The sequence below is a fragment of the Pseudomonas sp. TMB3-21 genome (genome assembly GCF_054898145.1).
In genome coordinates, this window is the sequence record NZ_CM142718.1 from 2086440 (window position 1) to 2106285 (window position 19846).

General features: G+C 59.6%; 18 protein-coding genes. 10 read left to right on the forward strand and 8 right to left on the reverse strand.

The features are described 5' to 3' along the window. The first annotated feature begins 52 nt into the window (after nucleotides 1-52). The 5 genes from bioF (at nucleotide 53) to ACYZTS_RS09630 (ending at nucleotide 3841) form a co-directional block, all read left to right on the forward strand. Nucleotides 53-1231, forward strand: a complete 1179-nt coding sequence (gene bioF / locus ACYZTS_RS09610) for an 8-amino-7-oxononanoate synthase (RefSeq protein ID WP_461995567.1) — start codon at nucleotides 53-55, stop codon at nucleotides 1229-1231. Beyond that, nucleotides 1224-1955, forward strand: a complete 732-nt coding sequence (locus tag ACYZTS_RS09615) for an alpha/beta fold hydrolase (RefSeq protein WP_461995569.1) — start codon at nucleotides 1224-1226, stop codon at nucleotides 1953-1955. The genes bioF and ACYZTS_RS09615 overlap by 8 nt, the downstream gene beginning before the upstream one ends. After that, nucleotides 1948-2760 carry a malonyl-ACP O-methyltransferase BioC gene (gene bioC, locus ACYZTS_RS09620; protein ID WP_461995571.1) on the forward strand — a complete coding sequence of 271 codons (813 nt, stop codon included), beginning with the start codon at nucleotides 1948-1950 and terminating at the stop codon, nucleotides 2758-2760. Before ACYZTS_RS09615 ends, bioC begins: the two co-directional genes overlap by 8 nt. After that, nucleotides 2757-3437 carry a dethiobiotin synthase gene (gene bioD, locus ACYZTS_RS09625; RefSeq protein WP_028619911.1) on the forward strand — a complete coding sequence of 227 codons (681 nt, stop codon included), beginning with the start codon at nucleotides 2757-2759 and terminating at the stop codon, nucleotides 3435-3437. Before bioC ends, bioD begins: the two co-directional genes overlap by 4 nt. Nucleotides 3438-3544: 107 nt before the next feature. After that, nucleotides 3545-3841 (forward strand): pyrroloquinoline quinone biosynthesis protein PqqE, encoded by a 297-nt coding sequence (locus ACYZTS_RS09630; RefSeq protein WP_461995573.1) that lies wholly within the window; start codon nucleotides 3545-3547, stop codon nucleotides 3839-3841. Nucleotides 3842-3910: 69 nt separating this feature from the next. Here the strand turns inward: ACYZTS_RS09630 and ACYZTS_RS09635 are convergent, their stop codons facing one another. Then, nucleotides 3911-4066: a hypothetical protein gene (locus ACYZTS_RS09635; protein WP_461995575.1), complete on the reverse strand. Its 156-nt coding sequence runs from the start codon at nucleotides 4064-4066 to the stop codon at nucleotides 3911-3913. A gap of 53 nt (nucleotides 4067-4119) precedes the next feature. On the opposite strand from ACYZTS_RS09635, the gene ACYZTS_RS09640 reads away from it, so the two are divergent. The 5 genes from ACYZTS_RS09640 (at nucleotide 4120) to ACYZTS_RS09660 (ending at nucleotide 11882) form a co-directional block, all read left to right on the forward strand. Next, complete coding sequence (locus tag ACYZTS_RS09640) at nucleotides 4120-5925, forward strand: phenylacyl-CoA dehydrogenase (RefSeq protein ID WP_028619909.1); 1806 nt, start codon at nucleotides 4120-4122, stop codon at nucleotides 5923-5925. Between the two features lie 221 nt (nucleotides 5926-6146). After that, nucleotides 6147-7433 (forward strand): GGDEF domain-containing protein, encoded by a 1287-nt coding sequence (locus tag ACYZTS_RS09645; RefSeq protein ID WP_461995577.1) that lies wholly within the window; start codon nucleotides 6147-6149, stop codon nucleotides 7431-7433. Between the two features lie 90 nt (nucleotides 7434-7523). Beyond that, a complete protein-coding gene (locus ACYZTS_RS09650) occupies nucleotides 7524-9320 on the forward strand; it encodes an acyl-CoA dehydrogenase C-terminal domain-containing protein (RefSeq protein WP_461995579.1) in 1797 nt (598 codons plus the stop codon). A 258-nt stretch (nucleotides 9321-9578) separates the two neighbouring features. Further along, nucleotides 9579-11357 (forward strand): acyl-CoA dehydrogenase C-terminal domain-containing protein, encoded by a 1779-nt coding sequence (locus ACYZTS_RS09655; RefSeq protein WP_461995581.1) that lies wholly within the window; start codon nucleotides 9579-9581, stop codon nucleotides 11355-11357. 366 nt (nucleotides 11358-11723) lie between these two features. Continuing rightward, the gene (locus ACYZTS_RS09660) at nucleotides 11724-11882 is read left to right on the forward strand and encodes a YqaE/Pmp3 family membrane protein (protein ID WP_033050408.1); all 159 of its coding nucleotides are present in this window, start codon (nucleotides 11724-11726) and stop codon (nucleotides 11880-11882) included. 129 nt (nucleotides 11883-12011) lie between these two features. Here ACYZTS_RS09660 and ACYZTS_RS09665 read toward each other — a convergent pair whose 3' ends face one another. The 7 genes from ACYZTS_RS09665 to pqqF form a co-directional block, all read right to left on the reverse strand. Continuing rightward, nucleotides 12012-13826 carry a prolyl oligopeptidase family serine peptidase gene (locus ACYZTS_RS09665; protein WP_461995584.1) on the reverse strand — a complete coding sequence of 605 codons (1815 nt, stop codon included), beginning with the start codon at nucleotides 13824-13826 and terminating at the stop codon, nucleotides 12012-12014. Beyond that, nucleotides 13792-14934, reverse strand: a complete 1143-nt coding sequence (gene pqqE, locus ACYZTS_RS09670; RefSeq protein WP_461996392.1) for a pyrroloquinoline quinone biosynthesis protein PqqE — start codon at nucleotides 14932-14934, stop codon at nucleotides 13792-13794. The genes ACYZTS_RS09665 and pqqE overlap by 35 nt, the downstream gene beginning before the upstream one ends. A 4-nt stretch (nucleotides 14935-14938) precedes the next feature. Further along, a complete protein-coding gene (gene pqqD, locus ACYZTS_RS09675; protein ID WP_461995586.1) occupies nucleotides 14939-15214 on the reverse strand; it encodes a pyrroloquinoline quinone biosynthesis peptide chaperone PqqD in 276 nt (91 codons plus the stop codon). Further along, a complete protein-coding gene (gene pqqC / locus ACYZTS_RS09680; RefSeq protein ID WP_028621529.1) occupies nucleotides 15211-15963 on the reverse strand; it encodes a pyrroloquinoline-quinone synthase PqqC in 753 nt (250 codons plus the stop codon). Before pqqC ends, pqqD begins: the two co-directional genes overlap by 4 nt. Nucleotides 15964-16182: 219 nt before the next feature. Continuing rightward, complete coding sequence (pqqB, locus tag ACYZTS_RS09685; RefSeq protein WP_461995588.1) at nucleotides 16183-17094, reverse strand: pyrroloquinoline quinone biosynthesis protein PqqB; 912 nt, start codon at nucleotides 17092-17094, stop codon at nucleotides 16183-16185. A 73-nt stretch (nucleotides 17095-17167) separates the two neighbouring features. Further along, the gene (pqqA, locus tag ACYZTS_RS09690) at nucleotides 17168-17242 is read right to left on the reverse strand and encodes a pyrroloquinoline quinone precursor peptide PqqA (RefSeq protein ID WP_009045898.1); all 75 of its coding nucleotides are present in this window, start codon (nucleotides 17240-17242) and stop codon (nucleotides 17168-17170) included. Between the two features lie 160 nt (nucleotides 17243-17402). Beyond that, nucleotides 17403-19835, reverse strand: a complete 2433-nt coding sequence (gene pqqF / locus ACYZTS_RS09695; RefSeq protein ID WP_461995590.1) for a pyrroloquinoline quinone biosynthesis protein PqqF — start codon at nucleotides 19833-19835, stop codon at nucleotides 17403-17405. Nucleotides 19836-19846: the final 11 nt, after the last annotated feature.

A 19846-nucleotide genomic window follows, 5' to 3' on the forward strand; every position in this document is an offset into this window, starting at 1 on the left:
GAGCAGGCTCACTCCCACAGGGGACATGTATCATTTGAAAGTCGAGGCCTGCATGTCTTTCGATCTCGCCGCACGCCTTGCCGCCCGTCGTGCCGACAATCTCTACCGTCACCGCCCATTGCTCGACAGCCCGCAAGGCCCGCAAGTGGTGGTCGATGGTCAGCCGTTGCTGGCGTTCTGCAACAACGATTACCTCGGTCTGGCCAATCACCCGCAAGTGATCGAAGCCTGGCGCGCCGGTGCGTCCCGATGGGGCGTCGGCGGCGGGGCATCGCATCTGGTAATCGGTCACAGCACGCCGCATCATGAACTCGAAGAAGCCCTCGCCGACCTTACCGGCCGCCCGCGTGCCTTGCTGTTTACCACCGGCTACATGGCCAATCTTGGCGCAGTCACCGCGCTGGTGGGGCAGGGCGATACGGTCCTCGAAGACCGGCTCAATCACGCATCATTGCTGGACGCCGGGCTGCTCTCCGGCGCGCGCTTCAATCGTTATCTGCACAACGACGCGGCGAGTCTGGCCAAGCGCCTCGAGAAAGCCACCGGCAATACCCTGGTGGTCACCGACGGCGTGTTCAGCATGGACGGCGACATCGCCGATCTGCCAGCGCTGGTGCGGGAAACCAAGGCCAGGGGGGCGTGGCTGATGGTCGACGATGCCCACGGTTTTGGTCCGCTGGGCGCCACGGGTGCCGGCATCGTCGAACATTTTGGCTTGAGCCAGGAGGACGTGCCGGTACTGGTCGGCACGCTGGGCAAAGCGTTCGGTACGGCCGGCGCGTTTGTCGCGGGCAGCGACGCGCTGATCGAAAGCCTGATCCAGTTCGCCCGCCCATACATTTACACCACCAGCCAGCCGCCTGCGCTGGCGTGCGCAACGCTGAAAAGCCTGGAATTGCTGCGCAGTGAACACTGGCGCCGTGAGCACCTGCAGACCCTGATCCGCCAATTTCGACGGGGTGCCGAGCAGATAGGTCTGGAGCTGATGGACAGCTTCACGCCCATCCAGCCGATCATGGTTGGCGATGCCGGGCGCGCGGTACGACTGTCGCAAATGCTCCGCGAACGCGGCCTGATGGTGACCGCGATTCGCCCGCCGACCGTACCTGCGGGCAGTGCGCGTTTGCGGGTGACGTTGACCGCAGCGCACAGCGAAGCCCAGGTGCAGCTATTGTTAGAGGGCCTCGCTGACTGTTTTCAACAACTGAGCCCGGAGCCAAACCATGCGTGATCGGCTGATTCTGCTACCCGGTTGGGGTCTCGGTATTTCACCGCTGGAGCCATTGTCCGCGGCGTTGCAGGGACTGGATGAGCGCTTGCGCGTCGAGATCGAGCCGCTGCCGGAACTGGAATCCAGTGACCTGGAAGAGTGGCTCGACGAACTCGATGCGACCGTGCCCCAGGACACCTGGCTGGGTGGCTGGTCCTTCGGCGGCATGCTCGCGTCCGAAATGGCGGCGCGGCGCGGCGACCGGTGCTGCGGCGTACTGACGCTCGCGAGCAATCCCTGTTTTATCGCCCATGAACAGTGGCCGAGTGCGATGTCGGGGGAAACCTTCGACGCGTTCCTGGCCGGGTGCAAAATCGATTCGCGGCTGACCTTGAAACGCTTTGCATTGCTTTGCACTCAGGGCGCCCAAGACCCGCGCGGGTTGTCGCGGTTGTTGCTCGGCGGCGCGCCGCACACGGCCGACGCCGTGCTGATGAGCGGCCTCGAAGTGCTCGCACAACTGGATACGCGCCAGGCGCTGCAAGCCTTTCGCGGACCGCAACTGCACCTCTTCGCCGGGCTCGACGGCCTAGTGCCCGCTGAGGCCGCGAGTGAGTTGCTGGCGTTGTTGCCGGATGTTGAAATCGGTCTGATTGAACAGGCCAGCCACGCGTTTCTTCTGGAAGACCCCCACGGTGTGGCGGGGGCGATTCAGGCCTTTTTGCATGAGTTTGGTGATGACTGATTTATCCCTTCACGGCTTGCCCGGCGGCTTGCCGGACAAGCGCGACGTAGCCGCTTCCTTCTCCCGCGCGGCAGCCAGCTATGACAGCGTGGCCGAGCTGCAGCGTGCGGTCGGCGGTGAATTACTGAGCCAGCTGCCGGACGCTTTCGTACCGGCTCGCTGGCTCGATCTGGGGTGCGGCACCGGTTATTTCAGCCGGGTGTTGGCCGAACGGTTTCCCGATGGTCATGGTGTGGCACTGGACATTGCCGAGGGCATGCTCAATCACGCGCGGCCATTGGGCGGGGCCCGCGATTTCATTGCCGGGGATGCCGAGCATTTGCCGCTGCAGGCTGCGACCTGCGATTTGATCTTTTCCAGCCTGGCGGTGCAGTGGTGCGCTGACTTCGCTTCGGTGCTCAGTGAGGCGAAGCGGGTGCTGAAACCGGGTGGAATCTTCGCGTTTGCTAGTCTGTGCGTGGGCACCTTGGTCGAACTGCGCGACAGTTGGCGTCAGGTCGATGGCAGGGTCCACGTTAATCGCTTTCGTGAGCTTGGCGTTTATCAACAGCTTTGCGCAGACAGCGGTTTGCGAATCACTCGACTGGAGACTCGTGCCCATGTGCTGCACTACCCTGATGTGCGCAGTCTCACCCACGAGCTCAAGGCGTTGGGTGCGCATAACCTGAATCCCGGTCGACCGGGCGGTTTGACCGGACGTGCGCGGATTCTTGGCCTGGTTGAGGCTTATGAGCGGTTTCGTCAGGCAGAAGGTCTGCCAGCGACTTATCAAGTGGTGTACGCGGTTTTGGAGAAACCCCAATGAGCGCAGCCTATTTCATCACCGGTACGGACACCGATGTTGGCAAGACCACTGTTGCGGCGGGGTTGCTGCATGCTGCGCGCTCAGCGGGCCTGAGTACCGCGGCAGGCAAACCGGTGGCCTCCGGTTGCTCGGTCACGCCCAAGGGTTTGCGCAACGCGGATGCACTGGCGCTGCTGGCGGAGTGCTCGATGCCGCTGACTTATAAGCAAGTGAATCCGCTGGCGTTCGAGCCGGCTATCGCGCCTCACCTGGCCGCGCGGGAAGCCGGGGTGGCGTTGACGGTGCAGTCGCTACTCACGCCGATGCGGCAGATTCTCGACATGCAGGCGGATTTCACCTTGATCGAAGGCGCGGGTGGCTGGCGCGTGCCGCTGGCGGATCAAGACAACCTGTCGGACCTGGCGATGGCGTTGAATCTGCCAGTGATTCTGGTGGTTGGCGTGCGCCTCGGCTGCATCAGCCATGCACTGTTGACCGCCGAAGCGATTGCCCGGGATGGACTGCAGCTGGCAGGTTGGGTGGCGAATATCATCGATCCAAAAACCTCGCGGCTGGAAGAAAACCTCGCCACCCTCGCCGAACGACTCCCCGCGCCGTGCCTTGGGCGGGTACCGAAACTCAAGTTGGTAACGGCTGAGGCGGTGGCTGAACATCTGCAGCTGGATCTGCTGGACTAGGCTTTCACTATGACAAGGCACTGTGCCATTAGTGTTTTTGTCGGGCGTTTTACTGTCAGGTCTGCTTCAATGAGTTCTTGTTGATCCTTCAAAGGACGTGTTCTCCCATGGAAATCTCAGGAAACACCGCTTTTTATGCCGGTCTGAGCACTATTCAGACTGGGCAGAACCGTGTCGATCAGGCTGCAGGTCAGATCGCCAACAATACGATCGAGCGTTCGGTCACCAGTCAGTCCTCCGAGTCGCAAGTCGATCGTCTGCGCTCGGTCGATCGCGCTCAGCAATCGGACCTCTCCAGCAGCATGGTCGAGATGGCTCAAGGCAAGTTTCAGCTTGAGGCCGGGGTCAGGGTGGCGAAGGCTTCCGACGAAATGCTCGGTACGCTGATTGATACATTTGCCTGACTCCTCGCTGCAATCCGCTATCCGACGCCGCGCCTTGTCGCGGCGTTTTTCTGCGTAAGTCCTTCTCGCTCAACTAATCTTTTCTTCAATACGCTTCGCTGATGGCGAGGGCTTGCGCATGCGCGCGTCCGGCCAACTGATGGCGTGAATGACAAACAGCAAAAGATCGACGCTTGACAAGATTTGGGCGTAAACGTATGTTTCAAACAACTGTTTGACCGTCACAACAAATCCATACGGTCGTTCATCCCCGGTTACATCAGCAGAGGTTTATCGCTATGCCTGACTACAAGGCCCCCTTGCGTGATATTCGCTTCGTTCGTGACGAACTGCTCGGCTACGAAGCGCATTATCAGAGCCTTCCGGCTTGTGCAGACGCAACTCCTGACATGGTTGATGCCATTCTCGAAGAAGGCGCCAAGTTTTGTGAGCAGGTATTGGCTCCGCTGAACCGCGTGGGTGACACCGAAGGTTGCACCTGGAGCGAGTCCGGCGTTAAAACGCCGACCGGTTTCAAAGAAGCCTACAAGCAATTCGTTGAAGGCGGCTGGCCGAGCCTGGCGCACGACATCGAGCACGGCGGCCAAGGCCTGCCGGAGTCGCTGGGTCTGGCGGTCAGCGAGATGGTCGGTGAAGCCAACTGGTCGTGGGGCATGTACCCGGGCCTGTCGCATGGCGCGATGAACACCATTTCCGAGCACGGTACGCCTGAGCAGCAAGAGGCCTACCTGACCAAGCTGGTATCTGGTGAATGGACCGGCACCATGTGCCTGACCGAGCCGCACTGCGGCACCGACCTGGGCATGCTGCGCACCAAGGCTGAACCTCAGGCCGACGGTTCCTACAAAGTATCCGGCACCAAGATCTTCATATCGGCCGGTGAACACGACATGGCCGATAACATCGTCCATATCGTCCTGGCCCGCCTGCCCGACGCACCGGCTGGCACCAAAGGCATCTCGCTGTTCATCGTGCCGAAGTTCATGCCGAACGCTGACGGTTCGATCGGTGCCCGCAACGCGGTCACCTGCGGTTCCCTGGAACACAAGATGGGCATCCACGGTAACGCCACCTGCGTGATGAACTTCGACGCGGCCACCGGCTACCTGATCGGCCCGGCGAACAAAGGCTTGAACTGCATGTTCACCTTTATGAACACCGCGCGTCTGGGTACTGCGCTGCAAGGTCTGGCACACGCCGAGATCGGATTCCAGGGTGGTCTGAAATACGCTCGCGACCGTCTGCAGATGCGCTCGCTGACTGGCCCGAAAGCGCCTGAAAAAGCCGCTGACCCGATCATAGTGCACCCTGATGTGCGTCGTATGTTGTTGACCATGAAGGCTTTCGCCGAAGGTAACCGCGCGATGGTTTACTTCACGGCCAAGCAAGTCGATATCGTCAAATACGGTGTGGACGAAGAAGAGAAGAAAAAAGCTGACGCACTGCTGGCGTTCATGACGCCGATTGCCAAAGCCTTCATGACCGAAGTCGGTTTCGAATCTGCCAACCACGGCGTGCAGATCTACGGCGGTCACGGCTTCATCGCCGAGTGGGGCATGGAGCAGAACGTTCGCGACAGCCGCATTTCGATGCTGTACGAAGGCACCACCGGTATCCAGGCACTCGACCTGCTGGGCCGCAAAGTGCTGATGACTCAAGGCGAGGCACTGAAAGGCTTCACCAAGATCGTCCACAAGTTCTGCCAGACCAACGAAGGTAACGAAGCGGTTCAAGAGTTCGTCGCACCGCTGGCTGCGCTGAACAAAGAGTGGGGCGAGCTGACCATGAAGGTCGGTATGGCTGCCATGAAAGATCGCGAAGAAGTCGGCGCGGCGTCGGTGGACTATCTGATGTACTCCGGTTACGCCTGCCTGGCCTATTTCTGGGCTGACATGGCGCGCCTGGCGGCAGAAAAACTGGCGGCCGGCACCTCGGAAGAAGCGTTCTACACCGCCAAGTTGCAGACTGCGCGCTTCTACTTCCAGCGCATCCTGCCGCGTACACGCACTCACGTTGCAACCATGCTGTCGGGCGCCGGTAACCTGATGGACATGAAGGAAGAGGACTTCGCGCTGGGTTACTAAGACCCGCGCAGGTGCTTCATCGAGCCGCTGCTTCCTCGGGAGCAGCGGCTTTTTTTTTTTGTGCGCGACATAAATGGCTAAACATTCCAGCCAAAAAACCTTAAGAAGAACGCAAACGCTGCCGTTAAAGAGGATGGCGATGTGACATGTGTCACACCCTATGTGATTTACTGATGGCAGGCACAGTGCCATCTCTTTTTGCCGGGTTGGAGTTTTACCCTTTGTCGCGTCCTTCCGCTGTACGTATCAGTCATTTTCTGCCGTCCCTTCTGCTCTTGGTTGCGGGACTCGCGGCGGCCTACGTCAAGGATCTGAACGTCTTCCTCACCTCGCTGTTCAACGTCTTGCCCACGTTGGTCCTGCTGCTCGGCGGCGCTTACTGCGCGGTATACCGACGCCAGCGCGAACTGTTTCTGATGGTCACGGTGTACATCGCGTACTTCCTGCTTGATACCCAAACCGATTACTACCGCGACAATGGCAAAGTTCGAGCAGACGCCGCGGTGGTTTTTCACCTGTGCTGTCTATTGCTGCCGTTATTGTTCGGTGTGTACGCCGCGTGGCAGGAGCGCACCCATTTGTTTCAGGACATGGTGGCGCGTTTCGCGGTGTTGCTGGCGGTGGGCAGTGTCGCGCTGGGGCTGGAACAGAGCTACCCGCAAGCGCTGCTGTTGTGGCTGTCGGAAATCCGCTGGCCCGCGTTGCACGGAACCTGGATGAGCCTGATCCAGCTTGCCTACCCGGTATTTATCGGCGCATTTGTGCTGCTGGGTTGGCAATACTGGCGCAACCCCAGACCCTTGCACGCCGCGCAACTGGTCGGCTTGCTCGGACTGTTCTGGGCGCTACCGAAGACGTTCATCCTGCCGTTCACGCTCAATATCATGTGTAGCCAGGTCATGTTGATGATTGCTGCAGCGGTCGCTCATGAAGCGTATCAGATGGCCTTTCGCGATGAGCTCACCGGTCTGCCCGGCCGGCGCGCACTGAATGAACGCATGCAACGTCTGGGGCGCAATTACGTTTTGGCGATGGGCGATGTCGACCACTTCAAGAAATTCAACGACACCCACGGCCATGATGTGGGTGATCAGGTGCTGCGTCTGGTTGCCAGCAAACTGTCGAAAATCGGCGGTGGCGGTAGGGCGTATCGCTACGGCGGAGAGGAATTTGCCCTTGTGTTTGCCGGCAAGACGCTCGAAGAGTGTATGCCGCATCTCGAAGTCATCCGCGAATCCATCGCGACCTACAACATCCATCTACGTAATCAGGACCGCCCTCAGGATGATCAGCAAGGGCGACAGCGCCGTGCCGGTTCGGCGGCCTCGAGTGTCTCGGTCACCGTCAGCATCGGCGTCGCTGAGCGTGTCGAGCAACGCAACCCGGAAAAAGTGCTGAAGTCAGCGGACGAAGCGCTCTATGCAGCCAAAGGCGCCGGTCGCAACTGTGTGGTGGCGTACGGACGAAATCGCCGTGGCGCGGTGCGCATGGACGCTGCTGCAGGTTGAGTGATGATGGCGCATTCAGCGTCTGGACTGTGATTGTGAGGCGTAGTCGCCGGCAGTAGGTTTGAGGGATCTGCTGCCGGAGAAATGACCATGCCCGAGTACAAAGCTCCCCTGCGCGACATGCGCTTCCTGATCGACCACGTTTTCGATTTTCACAGCAACTATGCTGCGCTGGGCGCGACAGACGCCAGCCCGGACATGGTCAACGCGATCCTTGAAGAAGGCGCAAAGTTCTGTGAGAACGTTCTCGTGCCGCTCAATCGCAACGGTGACGAAGAGGGCTGCCATTTCGACAATGGCGTGGTCACAACGCCTACAGGCTTCAAGCAAGCTTTCGCACAATATGTAGAAGGCGGCTGGCATGGTCTGGCGGCTGATCCGGCATTTGGCGGCCAGGGTTTGCCCAGCTCGCTGGGCCTGGTCATCAGTGAAATGGTCGGCTCCAGCAACACATCCTGGGGCATGTATCCCGGCCTGACTCACGGCGCCATGTCGGCCATTCACGCCCATGGCACTGACGAGCAGAAACAGACGTATTTGAGCAAACTCACTGCGGGCGAATGGACGGGCACCATGTGCCTGACCGAAGCCCATTGCGGAACCGACCTGGGCATCATAAAAACCCGCGCCGTGCCTGCGGCGGACGGCAGTTACGCGATCTCCGGCAGCAAGATTTTCATCTCCGCCGGCGAGCACGACATGAGTGGCAACATCATTCATCTGGTGTTGGCGAAACTTCCGGAGGCTCCAGCAGGAACCAAGGGTATTTCGCTGTTTATCGTGCCCAAATTTCTGCCGGACAACGCGGGTGAAGCGGGCGAGCGCAATGGTGTGTCTTGCGGATCGATCGAACACAAGATGGGCATCAAGGCGTCGGCCACTTGCGTCCTGAATTTCGATGAGGCGAAGGGATTTCTGATCGGCGAGGCGAACAAAGGCCTCAACTGCATGTTCACCATGATGAACCACGCGCGCCTCGGCACCGGCATGCAGGGATTGTGTCTGGGCGAAGCGAGCTTTCAAGGGGCGATCAAGTATGCCAACGACCGGCTGCAAATGCGCTCGCTGACCGGGCCGAAAGCACCGGAAAAAGCTGCCGACCCGATCATCGTCCACCCGGACGTGCGCCGGATGCTGCTGACCATGAAAGCCTTCAACGAAGGCAATCGCGCGCTGACCTACTTCACCGCGCAATTGCTGGACGTCGCGCATCTGAGCGCGGATCAAGCCGCGCGCCAGGATGCCGAAGACTTGCTGGCGTTCCTCACGCCCATCTGCAAAGCCTTCATGACCGACACCGGGCTGGAAGTGACCAACCTCGGCATGCAGGTGTTTGGTGGTCACGGGTACATTCGTGAGTGGGGCATGGAGCAGTTGGTCCGCGACTGCCGGATCGCCCCGATTTACGAAGGCACTAACGGTATTCAGGCGCTGGACCTGCTCGGGCGCAAGGTGCTCGGCAGTCAGGGCAAACTGCTGCGCGGTTTTACCAAAATCGTCCACAAGTTCTGCGCCGCCAATGCCGGGCACCCTGAACTGGGCGATTATGTCGCGCAGCTCAACGAGCTAAATCAGCAGTGGGGCGAACTGACGACCAAGGTCGGCATGGCCGCCATGAAGAATGCCGATGAAGTTGGCGCTGCGTCAGTGGATTACCTGATGTACAGCGGTTACATCATTCTCGGTTATCTGTGGTTGCGTATGGCGCTGGTAGCGCAGGCGCAAGTTGATGAGGGCAGTGGCGACGCCGATTATTGCCGGGCCAAACTGGCGACCAGCGAGTTCTACTTCAAGCGACTGCTACCGCGCACGGCCGCTCATCGCGCGGCGATCGAGGCGGGGAGTGATTGTTTGATGGCACTGCCGGCGGAGTTGTTTGCGCTCTGAACCACCGTCTGTGGCGAGGGAGCTTGCTCCCGCTTGAGTGCGTAGCGCTCACCGATTGGCGGCTGCTACGCATCCGAGCGGGAGCAAGCTCCCTCGCCACCTATTTGTGCCATGCAGATTTCACTTCAGGCCGATGACCAAAAATTACAAATCGGTCATGGCCTGACCCTATGTGTCGCAAAAGTTGTTGGGTTACACTCGGGCCCAACGAAAGCATCTTTCCTACGAATCAACTGTTTAGATCCTGCGAGGTTTGCCATGGCTGACTACAAAGCGCCCCTGCGCGATATGCGCTTCGTCCTCAATGAAGTGTTCGAGGTCGCCAAGCTCTGGGCCGAATTGCCTGCGCTGGCTGAAACGGTCGATGCAGAAACGGTTGAAGCTATTCTTGAAGAAGCCGGCAAGGTCACCAGCAGAAGCGTGGCCCCGCTGAGCCGTGCGGCCGATGAAGAAGGTTGCCATTGGGCGGACGGTGCCGTCACCACGCCGGCAGGTTTCCCACAGGCTTATCAGACTTACGCCGAGGGCGGTTGGGTCGGTGTCGGTGGCGATCCGGCTTACGGCGGCATGGGCATGCCCAAAGCCGTTTCGGCGCAGGTTGAAGAAATGGTCAACTCGGCCAGCCTGTCATTCGGCCTGTACCCGATGCTGACTGCAGGTGCCTGCCTCTCAATCAACGCCCACGCCAGCGAAGAGCTGAAAGCAGCGTATTTGCCGAACATGTACGCCGGTGTCTGGGCGGGCTCCATGTGCCTGACCGAACCGCATGCAGGCACTGATCTCGGCATTATCCGCACCAAGGCCGACCCTCAGGCCGACGGTTCCTACAAGGTCAGCGGCACCAAGATCTTCATCACCGGCGGTGAACACGATCTGACCGAAAACATAATTCACCTGGTGCTGGCGAAACTGCCGGACGCGCCAGCAGGACCGAAAGGCATTTCACTGTTTCTGGTGCCCAAGTTCATGGTCAATGCCGACGGCAGCCTGGGCGCGCGCAACCCGGCCAACTGCGGCTCGATCGAACACAAGATGGGCATCCAGGCGTCCGCGACCTGCGTGATGAACTTCGATGAAGCCGTCGGTTATTTGGTCGGTGAGCCGAACAAAGGTCTGGCAGCGATGTTCACCATGATGAACTACGAACGTCTGGGCGTCGGCATTCAGGGCCTCGCAACCGGCGAGCGTTCGTATCAGAACGCCGTTGAGTACGCTCGTGATCGCCTGCAGAGTCGGTCGCCGACCGGTGCGCAAAACAAGGACAAAGTGGCAGACCCAATCATCGTCCACCCGGACGTACGGCGTATGTTGCTGACCATGAAAGCGTCGAACGAGGGCGGCCGTGCTTTCTCGACTTACGTTGCCATGCAATTGGACACCGCCAAGTTCAGTGAAGACGCCACCACCCGCAAACGTGCCGAAGACCTGGTCGCGCTGCTGACGCCAGTTGCGAAGGCATTCCTGACCGATCTTGGTCTGGAAACAACCATTCACGGTCAGCAGATTTTCGGCGGCCACGGTTACATTCGTGAATGGGGCCAGGAGCAATTGGTGCGTGACGTGCGCATCACTCAGATCTACGAAGGCACCAACGGCATTCAGGCGCTTGATCTTGTAGGACGCAAGATCGTCGGCAGCGGCGGTGCGTTCTACAACCTGTTCGCTGACGAGATTCGCCACTTCACGGCAACGGCCAGTGCTGACCTGGCTGAGTTCACCAAGCCACTCAACGACGCGGTGACTACGCTTGACGAGCTGACCGCGTGGTTGCTCGACCGGGCCAAATCCAACCCGAACGAAATCGGCGCCGCCTCCGTCGAGTATTTGCAGGCGTTTGGGTACGTGTCTTACGCCTACATGTGGGCACTCATGGCCAAAGCGGCCTTCGGCAAAGAGTCTCAGGAGGACTTCTACGCGAGCAAGTTGGGTACCGCACGCTTCTACTTCGCCCGTTTGCTGCCGCGTATCCACTCCCTGAGTGCGTCGGTCAAGGCTGGCAGCGAGTCGCTGTTCTTGCTGGATGCCGCTCAATTCTGACGACAAGCGCCATGTAAGCATTGGCTTACATGGCGTACTGCTCTTCTCCCATTGGCTAGAATTGGATCCACGGCTAATCTACTGTTCATGGACGTCGCGCAGGAAGCGCAAAGCAACAACACGGACACGTAGGATTCTGCCAGGACGGCGGAGCGAAATGGATGTCAGGGAAACAGTCTGCAAAGCCCCGCTTCGGCGGGGTTTTCTTTTGCCCGCAGAAAAGTGATCTGGCCGACGCAAGCCGGAATTAAAGCGTTTCCTCCTGCTATATCCATACAGGCGATGTCAGCACTGAACCCTGACGAGCGGCAAGGGTCGATTAGGTTGTATGGCTCACACGAGCCAACTTAATCAGGAGCTGATCCCATGGACATTATTCGAATCATCATTGCCATTCTGTTGCCGCCACTGGGTGTGTTCCTGCAAGTCGGCTTCGGCGGCGCGTTCTGGCTGAACATTCTGCTGACCTTGTGCGGTTACATTCCAGGGATCGTGCATGCGGTTTACATCATCGCCAAACGCTGAGTATTGCGGCGCCCAGTAGATCGCTTTCGCGAGCAGGCTCGCTCCTACAGGTTAGTGCCAATAACACGATTTACGGCACGACATAAAACTGTGGGAGCATGGCTTGCCCGCGAACAACGCAACGCGGTTTCAGCTCTGGAGCCCCAGCACCCGCCGATAAAACAACCACTCCTGCTCCAACGCATGCGCCTGATTCCCGGCCTTGCGAAAGCCGTGACGTTCATCAGCGTAGTAATGCGCTTCCACCGCAATACCGTTTTCTTCCAGCGCCTCGACCATGTCGCGAGTCTGCTGCGGCACTACCACGGCATCCAGTTCTCCCTGAAAGAAAATCACCGGCACGCTGATATTGTCTGCGTGCAGCAGCGGTGTTCGCGCGGCATAACGCTCGGCGTCGGCTACGGGATCACCGATCAGCCAATCCAGATAATCCCCCTCGAATTTATGCGTTGCCCGGGCCAGTGCGACGGGATCGCTGACGCCGTACAAACTGGCGCCGGCACGGAAAACCTTGTGGAACGCCAACGCACAGAGAGTGGTATAGCCGCCTGCGCTGCCGCCGCGAATGAACGCTTGATCGCCATCGATCAGACCGCGTTCAGCCAGATGGCTGACCACCGCGCAGGCATCTTCGACATCCACCTCCCCCCAGCTTAAATGCAGCGCTTGGCGATATTCCCGACCGTATCCGCTGCTGCCACGGTAGTTGAGGTCAGCCACGGCGAAACCGCGTTGCGTCCAGTACTGGATGCGCGGGTCGAGCATCGGGTAGCACGCGGACGTTGGGCCGCCGTGGATAAACACCACCAGCGGCGGTTTCGCCAAACCGGTCATCTCGGGATAAAAGAAGCCATGCGCCTCGTCTGCGCCGCTCGGGTAGCGGAGGGTTTGCGGGATGCTGATTTGCCCGGCAGGCAGCGGCGCGCCACCGCCGGCCAGCACGTTGACCTGTCCGGTGCTGCGGTCGATGGTGATCACCGCTGCCGAGCTGATCGGCGAGGCGGCAATGCAATAGATGAACTGCTGATCCAGCGCGAGGCTACGGAAGCGGCTGTAGTCACCGGTGAAATCTTTTCCGCCAAGGCCCAGTCGGCCAAAACCGTCTTCAGTCCAGCTGGCCAGATAAGTGTCATCTGCAAGCGGTAGCCAGGTGCAACTGCCTAACTGCCAAGGCGCCGGGCCATGATCAGCGGGGGCGCTCGGCAGCGGACGCAAGCCTTGCGCCGATTCCACCCATGGCTGCCAGAAACCATCACGATCAGTCAGACAAAACAGACGACCACTGTCATCGAATCGCGGTTGTTGCAGCGACTCTTCGAGGTCATTGCCGGCCACGCAACGCGGCTGGGTGAAGTGGCCACTGCTGTTACGATCAGCGACCATCAAGCGGGTCGCTGTCCACGGTTGCGCCGGTCGACTCCATTCTATCCAGGCCAGCCGCTGGCCATCCGGGCTCAGCGTCGGCGAGGCATAAAAATCTGCGCCTTCGGCCAACGGATGTCGCGTGCCGTTATCCACATCGATGGCCACCAGTCGATGCTGATCACGGTTTTCTTCAACGGCCAGCACCTGCCCACTGGCATACCGCACATCACCGTAACGGCATTCGCCTGAGGTCAGCGCCTTGGGCTCGCCGGTGAGCGACTGGCAATACACCTGCTGGTCGGCCTCATTGACGAAAATAATCCCCTCATCGGTCAGACAAAACGCTCCACCGCCATATTCGTACACCCGACTGCGCGCACTGAAACCCGCCGGCGTCAGGCAATGAGCCTTGTCGTCGCGCCACTGCCAGATTCGGCACGCGCCGTCCTCGGGCCGGTACTCGTTCCAGAACAGGCCATGCGGGCCGACTTGCAATTCGGCGAAGTCGACACCGGCAGCAACGGCGTTAGCGGCGCTGAAGGGTTCAGCTTTTGGCGATGAGGCGTGAGTTTCGTTCATTGCGAAAGGCCAGTTGTTCGATGGTTTGAGTCGCGTGCTCGGCTTCTTCGCGGGCCTTGAGAATCACGCCATGATGGTGCGACTTGCTACACACCGGGTCGGCGTTGCTCGCGTCACCGGTGAGCATGAACGCCTGGCAGCGGCAGCCGCCGAAATCCTTTTCCTTCTCGTCGCATGAGCGGCACGGCTCGGGCATCCAGTCGTAACCGCGAAAGCGGTTGAAGCCGAACGAGTCGTACCAGATGTGCTGCATGCTGTGGTCGCGCACGTTGGGAAATTGCACCGGCATCTGTCGGGCGCCATGGCACGGCAGCGCGGTTCCGTCCGGCGTGACAGTCAGAAAAATACTGCCCCAGCCGTTCATGCAGGCTTTCGGGCGTTCTTCGTAATAATCCGGCGTAACAAAAATCAGCTTGCACGGATGACCTTCGGCTTCCAGCTTGGCCCGGTATTCGTTGGTGATGCGCTCAGCGCGAACCAGTTGATCCTTCGTCGGCAACAGACCGACCCGGTTGAGCTGCGCCCACCCATAAAACTGGCACGTCGCGAGTTCGACAAAATCCGCTTCCAGAGCGATGCACAGTTCAATGATGCGATCGATCTTGTCGATATTGTGTCGATGGGTGACGAAGTTAAGCACCATCGGATAGCCATGGGCTTTCACTGCGCGAGCCATTTCCAGCTTCTGCGCGAAGGCTTTTTTCGAGCCGGCCAGAAGATTGTTCACCTGCTCGTCGCTGGCTTGAAAGCTGATCTGGATATGGTCCAGACCGGCCTTCTTGAAATCGCTGATTTTCTGTTCGGTGAGGCCAATGCCCGAGGTAATCAGGTTGGTGTAGAAGCCCAGCTTGCGCGCCTCGGCGATCAATTCGGCCAGGTCCTGACGCACCAACGGTTCGCCGCCGGAAAAGCCCAGTTGCGCCGCGCCCATTTCACGCGCTTCGCGAAATACCTTGATCCACTGTTCTGTGCTGAGCTCTTTGCCTTGCTCGGCAAAATCCAGCGGGTTGGAACAGTACGGACATTGCAGCGGGCAGCGGTACGTCAGTTCAGCCAGCAGCCAGAGCGGCAGGCCGATTTCCGGTTTGGGCGGTAACGTGTCCGACACAGTATCAGGCAAGTTCGATCCAGTGCTCAGCACGGGCGACCTCCATGAATTGCTCGATGTCTTCACCGAGTTCGGGCGCGGCGGGGAACTGCGCGGCCAGTTCGGCAATGATCGCCGCGACGTCACGCTTGCCGTCAATCAAACCACCGATCAGCGCAGCGCTTTCATTGAGCTTGATCATGCCTTCCGGGTAGAGCAGCACGTGGCCTTTCTGCGCCGGTTCGTACTGGAAACGATAGCCGGTACGCCAGGTCGGCGTCTTGCTGCGGTCGAAACTCATAACGTGATTCCTTTGTGCCAGACCCGTTGCCCGGTCACGCTGTGATACGGCGGACGATTCAGCTCGTAGGCCATGCTCATGGCATCGAGCATGCTCCAAAGAATGTCCAGTTTGAACTGGAGAATTTCCAGCATGCGCTCTTGGCCGGCGCGTGTCGTGTAGTGCTGCAAGGTGATCGCCAGACCGTGTTCGACATCGCGGCGGGCCTGGCCCAGACGCGTGCGGAAATATTCATAACCGGTCGGATCGATCCATGGGTAATGCTGCGGCCAGCTGTCGAGGCGAGATTGGTGGATCTGCGGCGCGAACAGTTCGGTCAGCGAACTGCTGGCGGCTTCCTGCCAGTTGGCCCGACGAGCGAAGTTGACGTAGGCGTCCACGGCGAAACGCACGCCGGGCAACACCAGTTCCTGCGAGCGCAGCTGATCCGGATCAAGGCCAACCGCCTCGCCCAGACGCAACCACGCTTCGATGCCGCCGTCTTCACCGGGCGCGCCGTCGTGGTCGAGCAAACGTTGAATCCATTCGCGCCGGATCTCACGGTCGGGGCAATTGGCGAGAATCGCGGCGTCTTTGAGCGGGATGTTCACTTGGTAATAGAAGCGGTTGGCGACCCAGCCCTGAATCTGCTCGCGGGTGGCCCGGCCTTCATACATCGCTACGTGATAAGGGTGATGAATGTGGTAATAGGCGCCTTTCGCGCGCAGGGCGGCTTCGAAATCGGCGCGGGACAGCGGGGTGTCAGTCATTTCGGTTCTCCGGGTAGGACCGGTGGATACTTTGGTGTCAGGGCTGGCCCCATCGCCAGCAGGCTGGCTCCCACATTCGACCTGATCACACCATCGAGTTCTGTGAGTGCATTGGGTCTGATTACAACACCGAACCAGGGCGACCATTGGATCTGGTTGCAACATCAAACCCTGTGGGAGCCAGCCTGCTGGCGATAGACCGCGCAGCGGTCTCGATTCTTAAAGCACAATACTCATACCGTCATACGCCACTTCAACCTCACGCCGCGCCAACTCGGCGCGTTCCGGCGAATCTTCGTCGAGGATCGGGTTGGTGTTGTTGATATGGATTAGAACCTTGCGCTGATCAGGCAACTGCTCAAGTACTTCCAGCATGCCGCCGGGACCGTTCTGCGCCAAATGCCCCATCTCCCGACCCGTGCGGGTGCCGACGCCACGGCGCTGCATTTCGTCGTCGTCCCACATCGTGCCGTCCACCAGCAGGCAATCGCTGCCGGCCATGATGTCCAGCAGCGGTGCGTCGACTTTTCCCAGGCCCGGCGCGTAAAACAGCTTGCCGCCGGTATTGAGGTCTTCGACGATCAGGCCGATGTTGTCGCCTGGGTGCGGATCGAAACGGTGCGGCGAGTAGGGCGGCGCAGCGCTGCGCAACGGCAGCGGGGTAAACCGCAGATTCGGGCAGGCGGCAATGGTGAAGCTGCGATCAAGTTCGATGCGGTTCCAGCTCAACCCGCCGTTCCAGTGGGTCAACATGGTGAACAGCGGGAAGCCGGTGCTCAGGTCTTCGTGGACCATGTCCGTGCACCAGACCTGATGCGGGCAGCCCTCACGCAGGCTAAGCAGGCCGGTGGTGTGGTCGATCTGGCTGTCCATCAGGATGATCGCGCTGATGCCGGTATCACGCAGAGCCCGGCCCGGTTGCATCGGTGTGAAACTCTGGAGCTGGGCACGGATGTCCGGAGAGGCGTTGCACAGCACCCAATTGACGCCGTCATCGGAAATCGCGATGGACGACTGGGTGCGGGCCTTGGCATTCAGGCTGCCGTCGCGAAAACCTGCGCAGTTCACGCAGTTGCAGTTCCACTGCGGGAAACCGCCGCCGGCGGCAGAACCTAGAATCTGGACAAACATGGGTGCTCCATCATTTAAACGCTGAAAATAAAAACGCCTCGGCAAACCGAGGCGCTGGACACACAGGACAAACTTAGCGGCTTGCGAAGTACATGGTGACTTCAAAGCCGATACGCAGGTCGGTGTAAGCAGGTTTGGACCAAGACATGAGAGTGCTCCTTTCAGGGATGGGACAGCTGATTCTATACCTATACATATAGTCCACCTCCGCGCGGAGATGTTCAGATAGTTAGGTGGCTATGTTACTCAAAATTACAGGGTGCATGCCCGTGAATCTTTGAGAAAGCTCGTTGCAGCAGCGGTAATGATCATTTTCGCGCATGCCACTCGGCACTTGGCGCGGGGCCGGTGGCGAGGCAGTGCCAACCGCCTGCAGCGGAGTTCAGTCGTTGTACGGCAGAGACCAGCTCACGGCGCTCAGCTGTCAAAATCGCCAAAGGTAACTCGGTCAGGTAATCCGACGAGCGGCCTGCCAGTTTGCTCTGCCAAATCAGCTCTGCGGCGGTCCCGCTTGGCAATACGCTGCAATCAAATTGTTCGGCCAGTGCTCGGCGCCGCTCGACGAAAGTCACTTCATCCATTCCTTCAATCAGCGGCTGCAACCCGAGGAAGAACTGTTCGAAGTGTTCCATTAGCTCCGAGGGTTCGACCTTTGGTGACTGCACGCCGAACAATAATCCGGTCATGCCATGGATCTGTCGCAGGCCGCTGAATACCGCGTAACCCAGCTGCAACTCCACTCGCAGGCGTTGGTAAAAAGGCGTCTGGGAATAGTGCGCCAGCAAACGCCAAGCCGCTTCGTCAGCCAGATCGTGGCTGGCCGTCGGACAAAACAGCAGCACGGCGTGTTCGCTGGAACCGGTCTCGACCGTGCTCCACACTTTGCAACCGCCCATCGACGGCATTGATGTCGATTCACCGTCTGCAGTCCCGGGCACTCGACTCAGGGCGACGCTCATTGCCGCTTGGGTTTGCGACGACATCCCGGTCGCCAGGCCAACCCAGTGCGCGGTCGACCAGAGCTTTTGCAGATCGTCCGATACCTCGCAACGCGCAAGACAATGGTCGGGCAGTGCCTTGAGCAGCTGCCGAATCGGGATCAATGCCGGACTGCTCGAGGTTTGCTGAACGACGGCGGCCTCTGATGCCGTCAGCTCTTTCAGCGCGTGTTCGAGGACGATGGGCATCGGCTCCTTCAATCCCGTCATTTTCAGCAACCATTCATTACCCGATGCGCTGAAGGAGAAATCCACGCCGGCCTGCCGCGCGTCGGCTGTCAGCGGCCGCAGGCGTTTTTCCAAGTGAGCTTGCAGGTTGTCGGACGGTGCCGACTCCAACTGCCAGCGCAGGTAAACAGCGCCTTCGACCGTATTATCCGGCAACGCCTGGCTGAATTGCATGGACGAGCGTTCGCGACGATTGCGCAAACGATCCTGAGCAAAGGTCCGCAGCCCCCGGTGTTTGCTGGTCTGGCCGCGGATCAGCCCGGCGCTGGGAGCCTCGGGCTCTGCCTGCAAAAAAGGATTAGGCGTCGGCAATTGCCACGGCCCGGTGAAGTTGTCCACAGCGCCGATCTGCTTGAGGATGGCGTTCAGCGCCACTACGGCGTGCGCAGATAAGCCATCTTCGAGCTGAGCACAGTCCCATTGAGCCAGGTTCAAGGCGCAGCTGACCTGTCGCTGGCGCTGTTGCACCCTGGCGAACTCGTCGCGCATTGCGCTCCAGTCCTCTTGCGCCGCAAAGAACCCTAGCCAGTCGAGCAGCAGTTCAGCAATGGCGGGGGTGGCTGCGTCACCCGGCAATGTGAATTCGATATGCAACAGCGCTTGTCCGGCAAACTGATACAGCGGTTTGGCGTGCAGATGATCAGCCAAGCCCCGTGCTCGCAATTCCGTGAGCAAGCTGCCGGGCTTGTCCGTGTTCAGCCAGTGGCACAAAAAGGCCAACGCTTCTGGCGAAGACTGCGGCAGTGCTTCCATAGGGAACAACAGGTTCAAGCCTCTCGCGTCCACCTGTTGATAACCTGAATCAGCGTCTTTCATCAACAGCGCAGGCGTACTTTGCGGGGCGTGTTCCGCAACTGGGATCGTGTCGCTGAAGACCATCGCCAGCCGTTTCAGCTCTTCAATGCTCTGTGGGCCTGCAAGGCTGAGGGTCATCTGCCCGGTCTGGTAGAACCGCTGATGAAATGCCTTCAGTGCTTGCTGAAACTCAGGCAGATCGACTGGCAGACTGTCTCGGTTGCCCGCGTGGAATCCGCGCAGTGGATGGCTCGTCGACAGTCCATTGAACAGCGATTGTTGTTGCTGCTGCCCGGCATCACCCGACCAGGCGACGAACTCCGCTTGCAGCACCTCTCGTTCCCGCTGCTGATCCTGCAGTTTCATACGCGGGTGAGCGAGCATGTCTGACAGACGTTCCAACCCGCCGCTGAACGCCTGAGGCGATAACTCGAAAAAGAAGTCGGTGGTGCGTTCGCTAGTCCGAGCATTCACCTGCCCGCCATGCCGTTGCACGTAGGCCATTAACGCTTGATCGGCAGGGAAACGTTCAGTGCCCAGGAACAGCAGATGCTCAAGAAAATGCGCCAGACCAGGCCATGCCAGCGGCACATCGTGACTGCCCGCGGCGACACGCAACGCGGCCGCACAGCGCTTCAGTTCCGGCGCGTGGCGCAGCGTCAAACGCAGGCCATTGGCCAGGGTTTCAGTGAAGAGGTGGGGGGCATTTAACGCAGGCATGAGCACTTCCA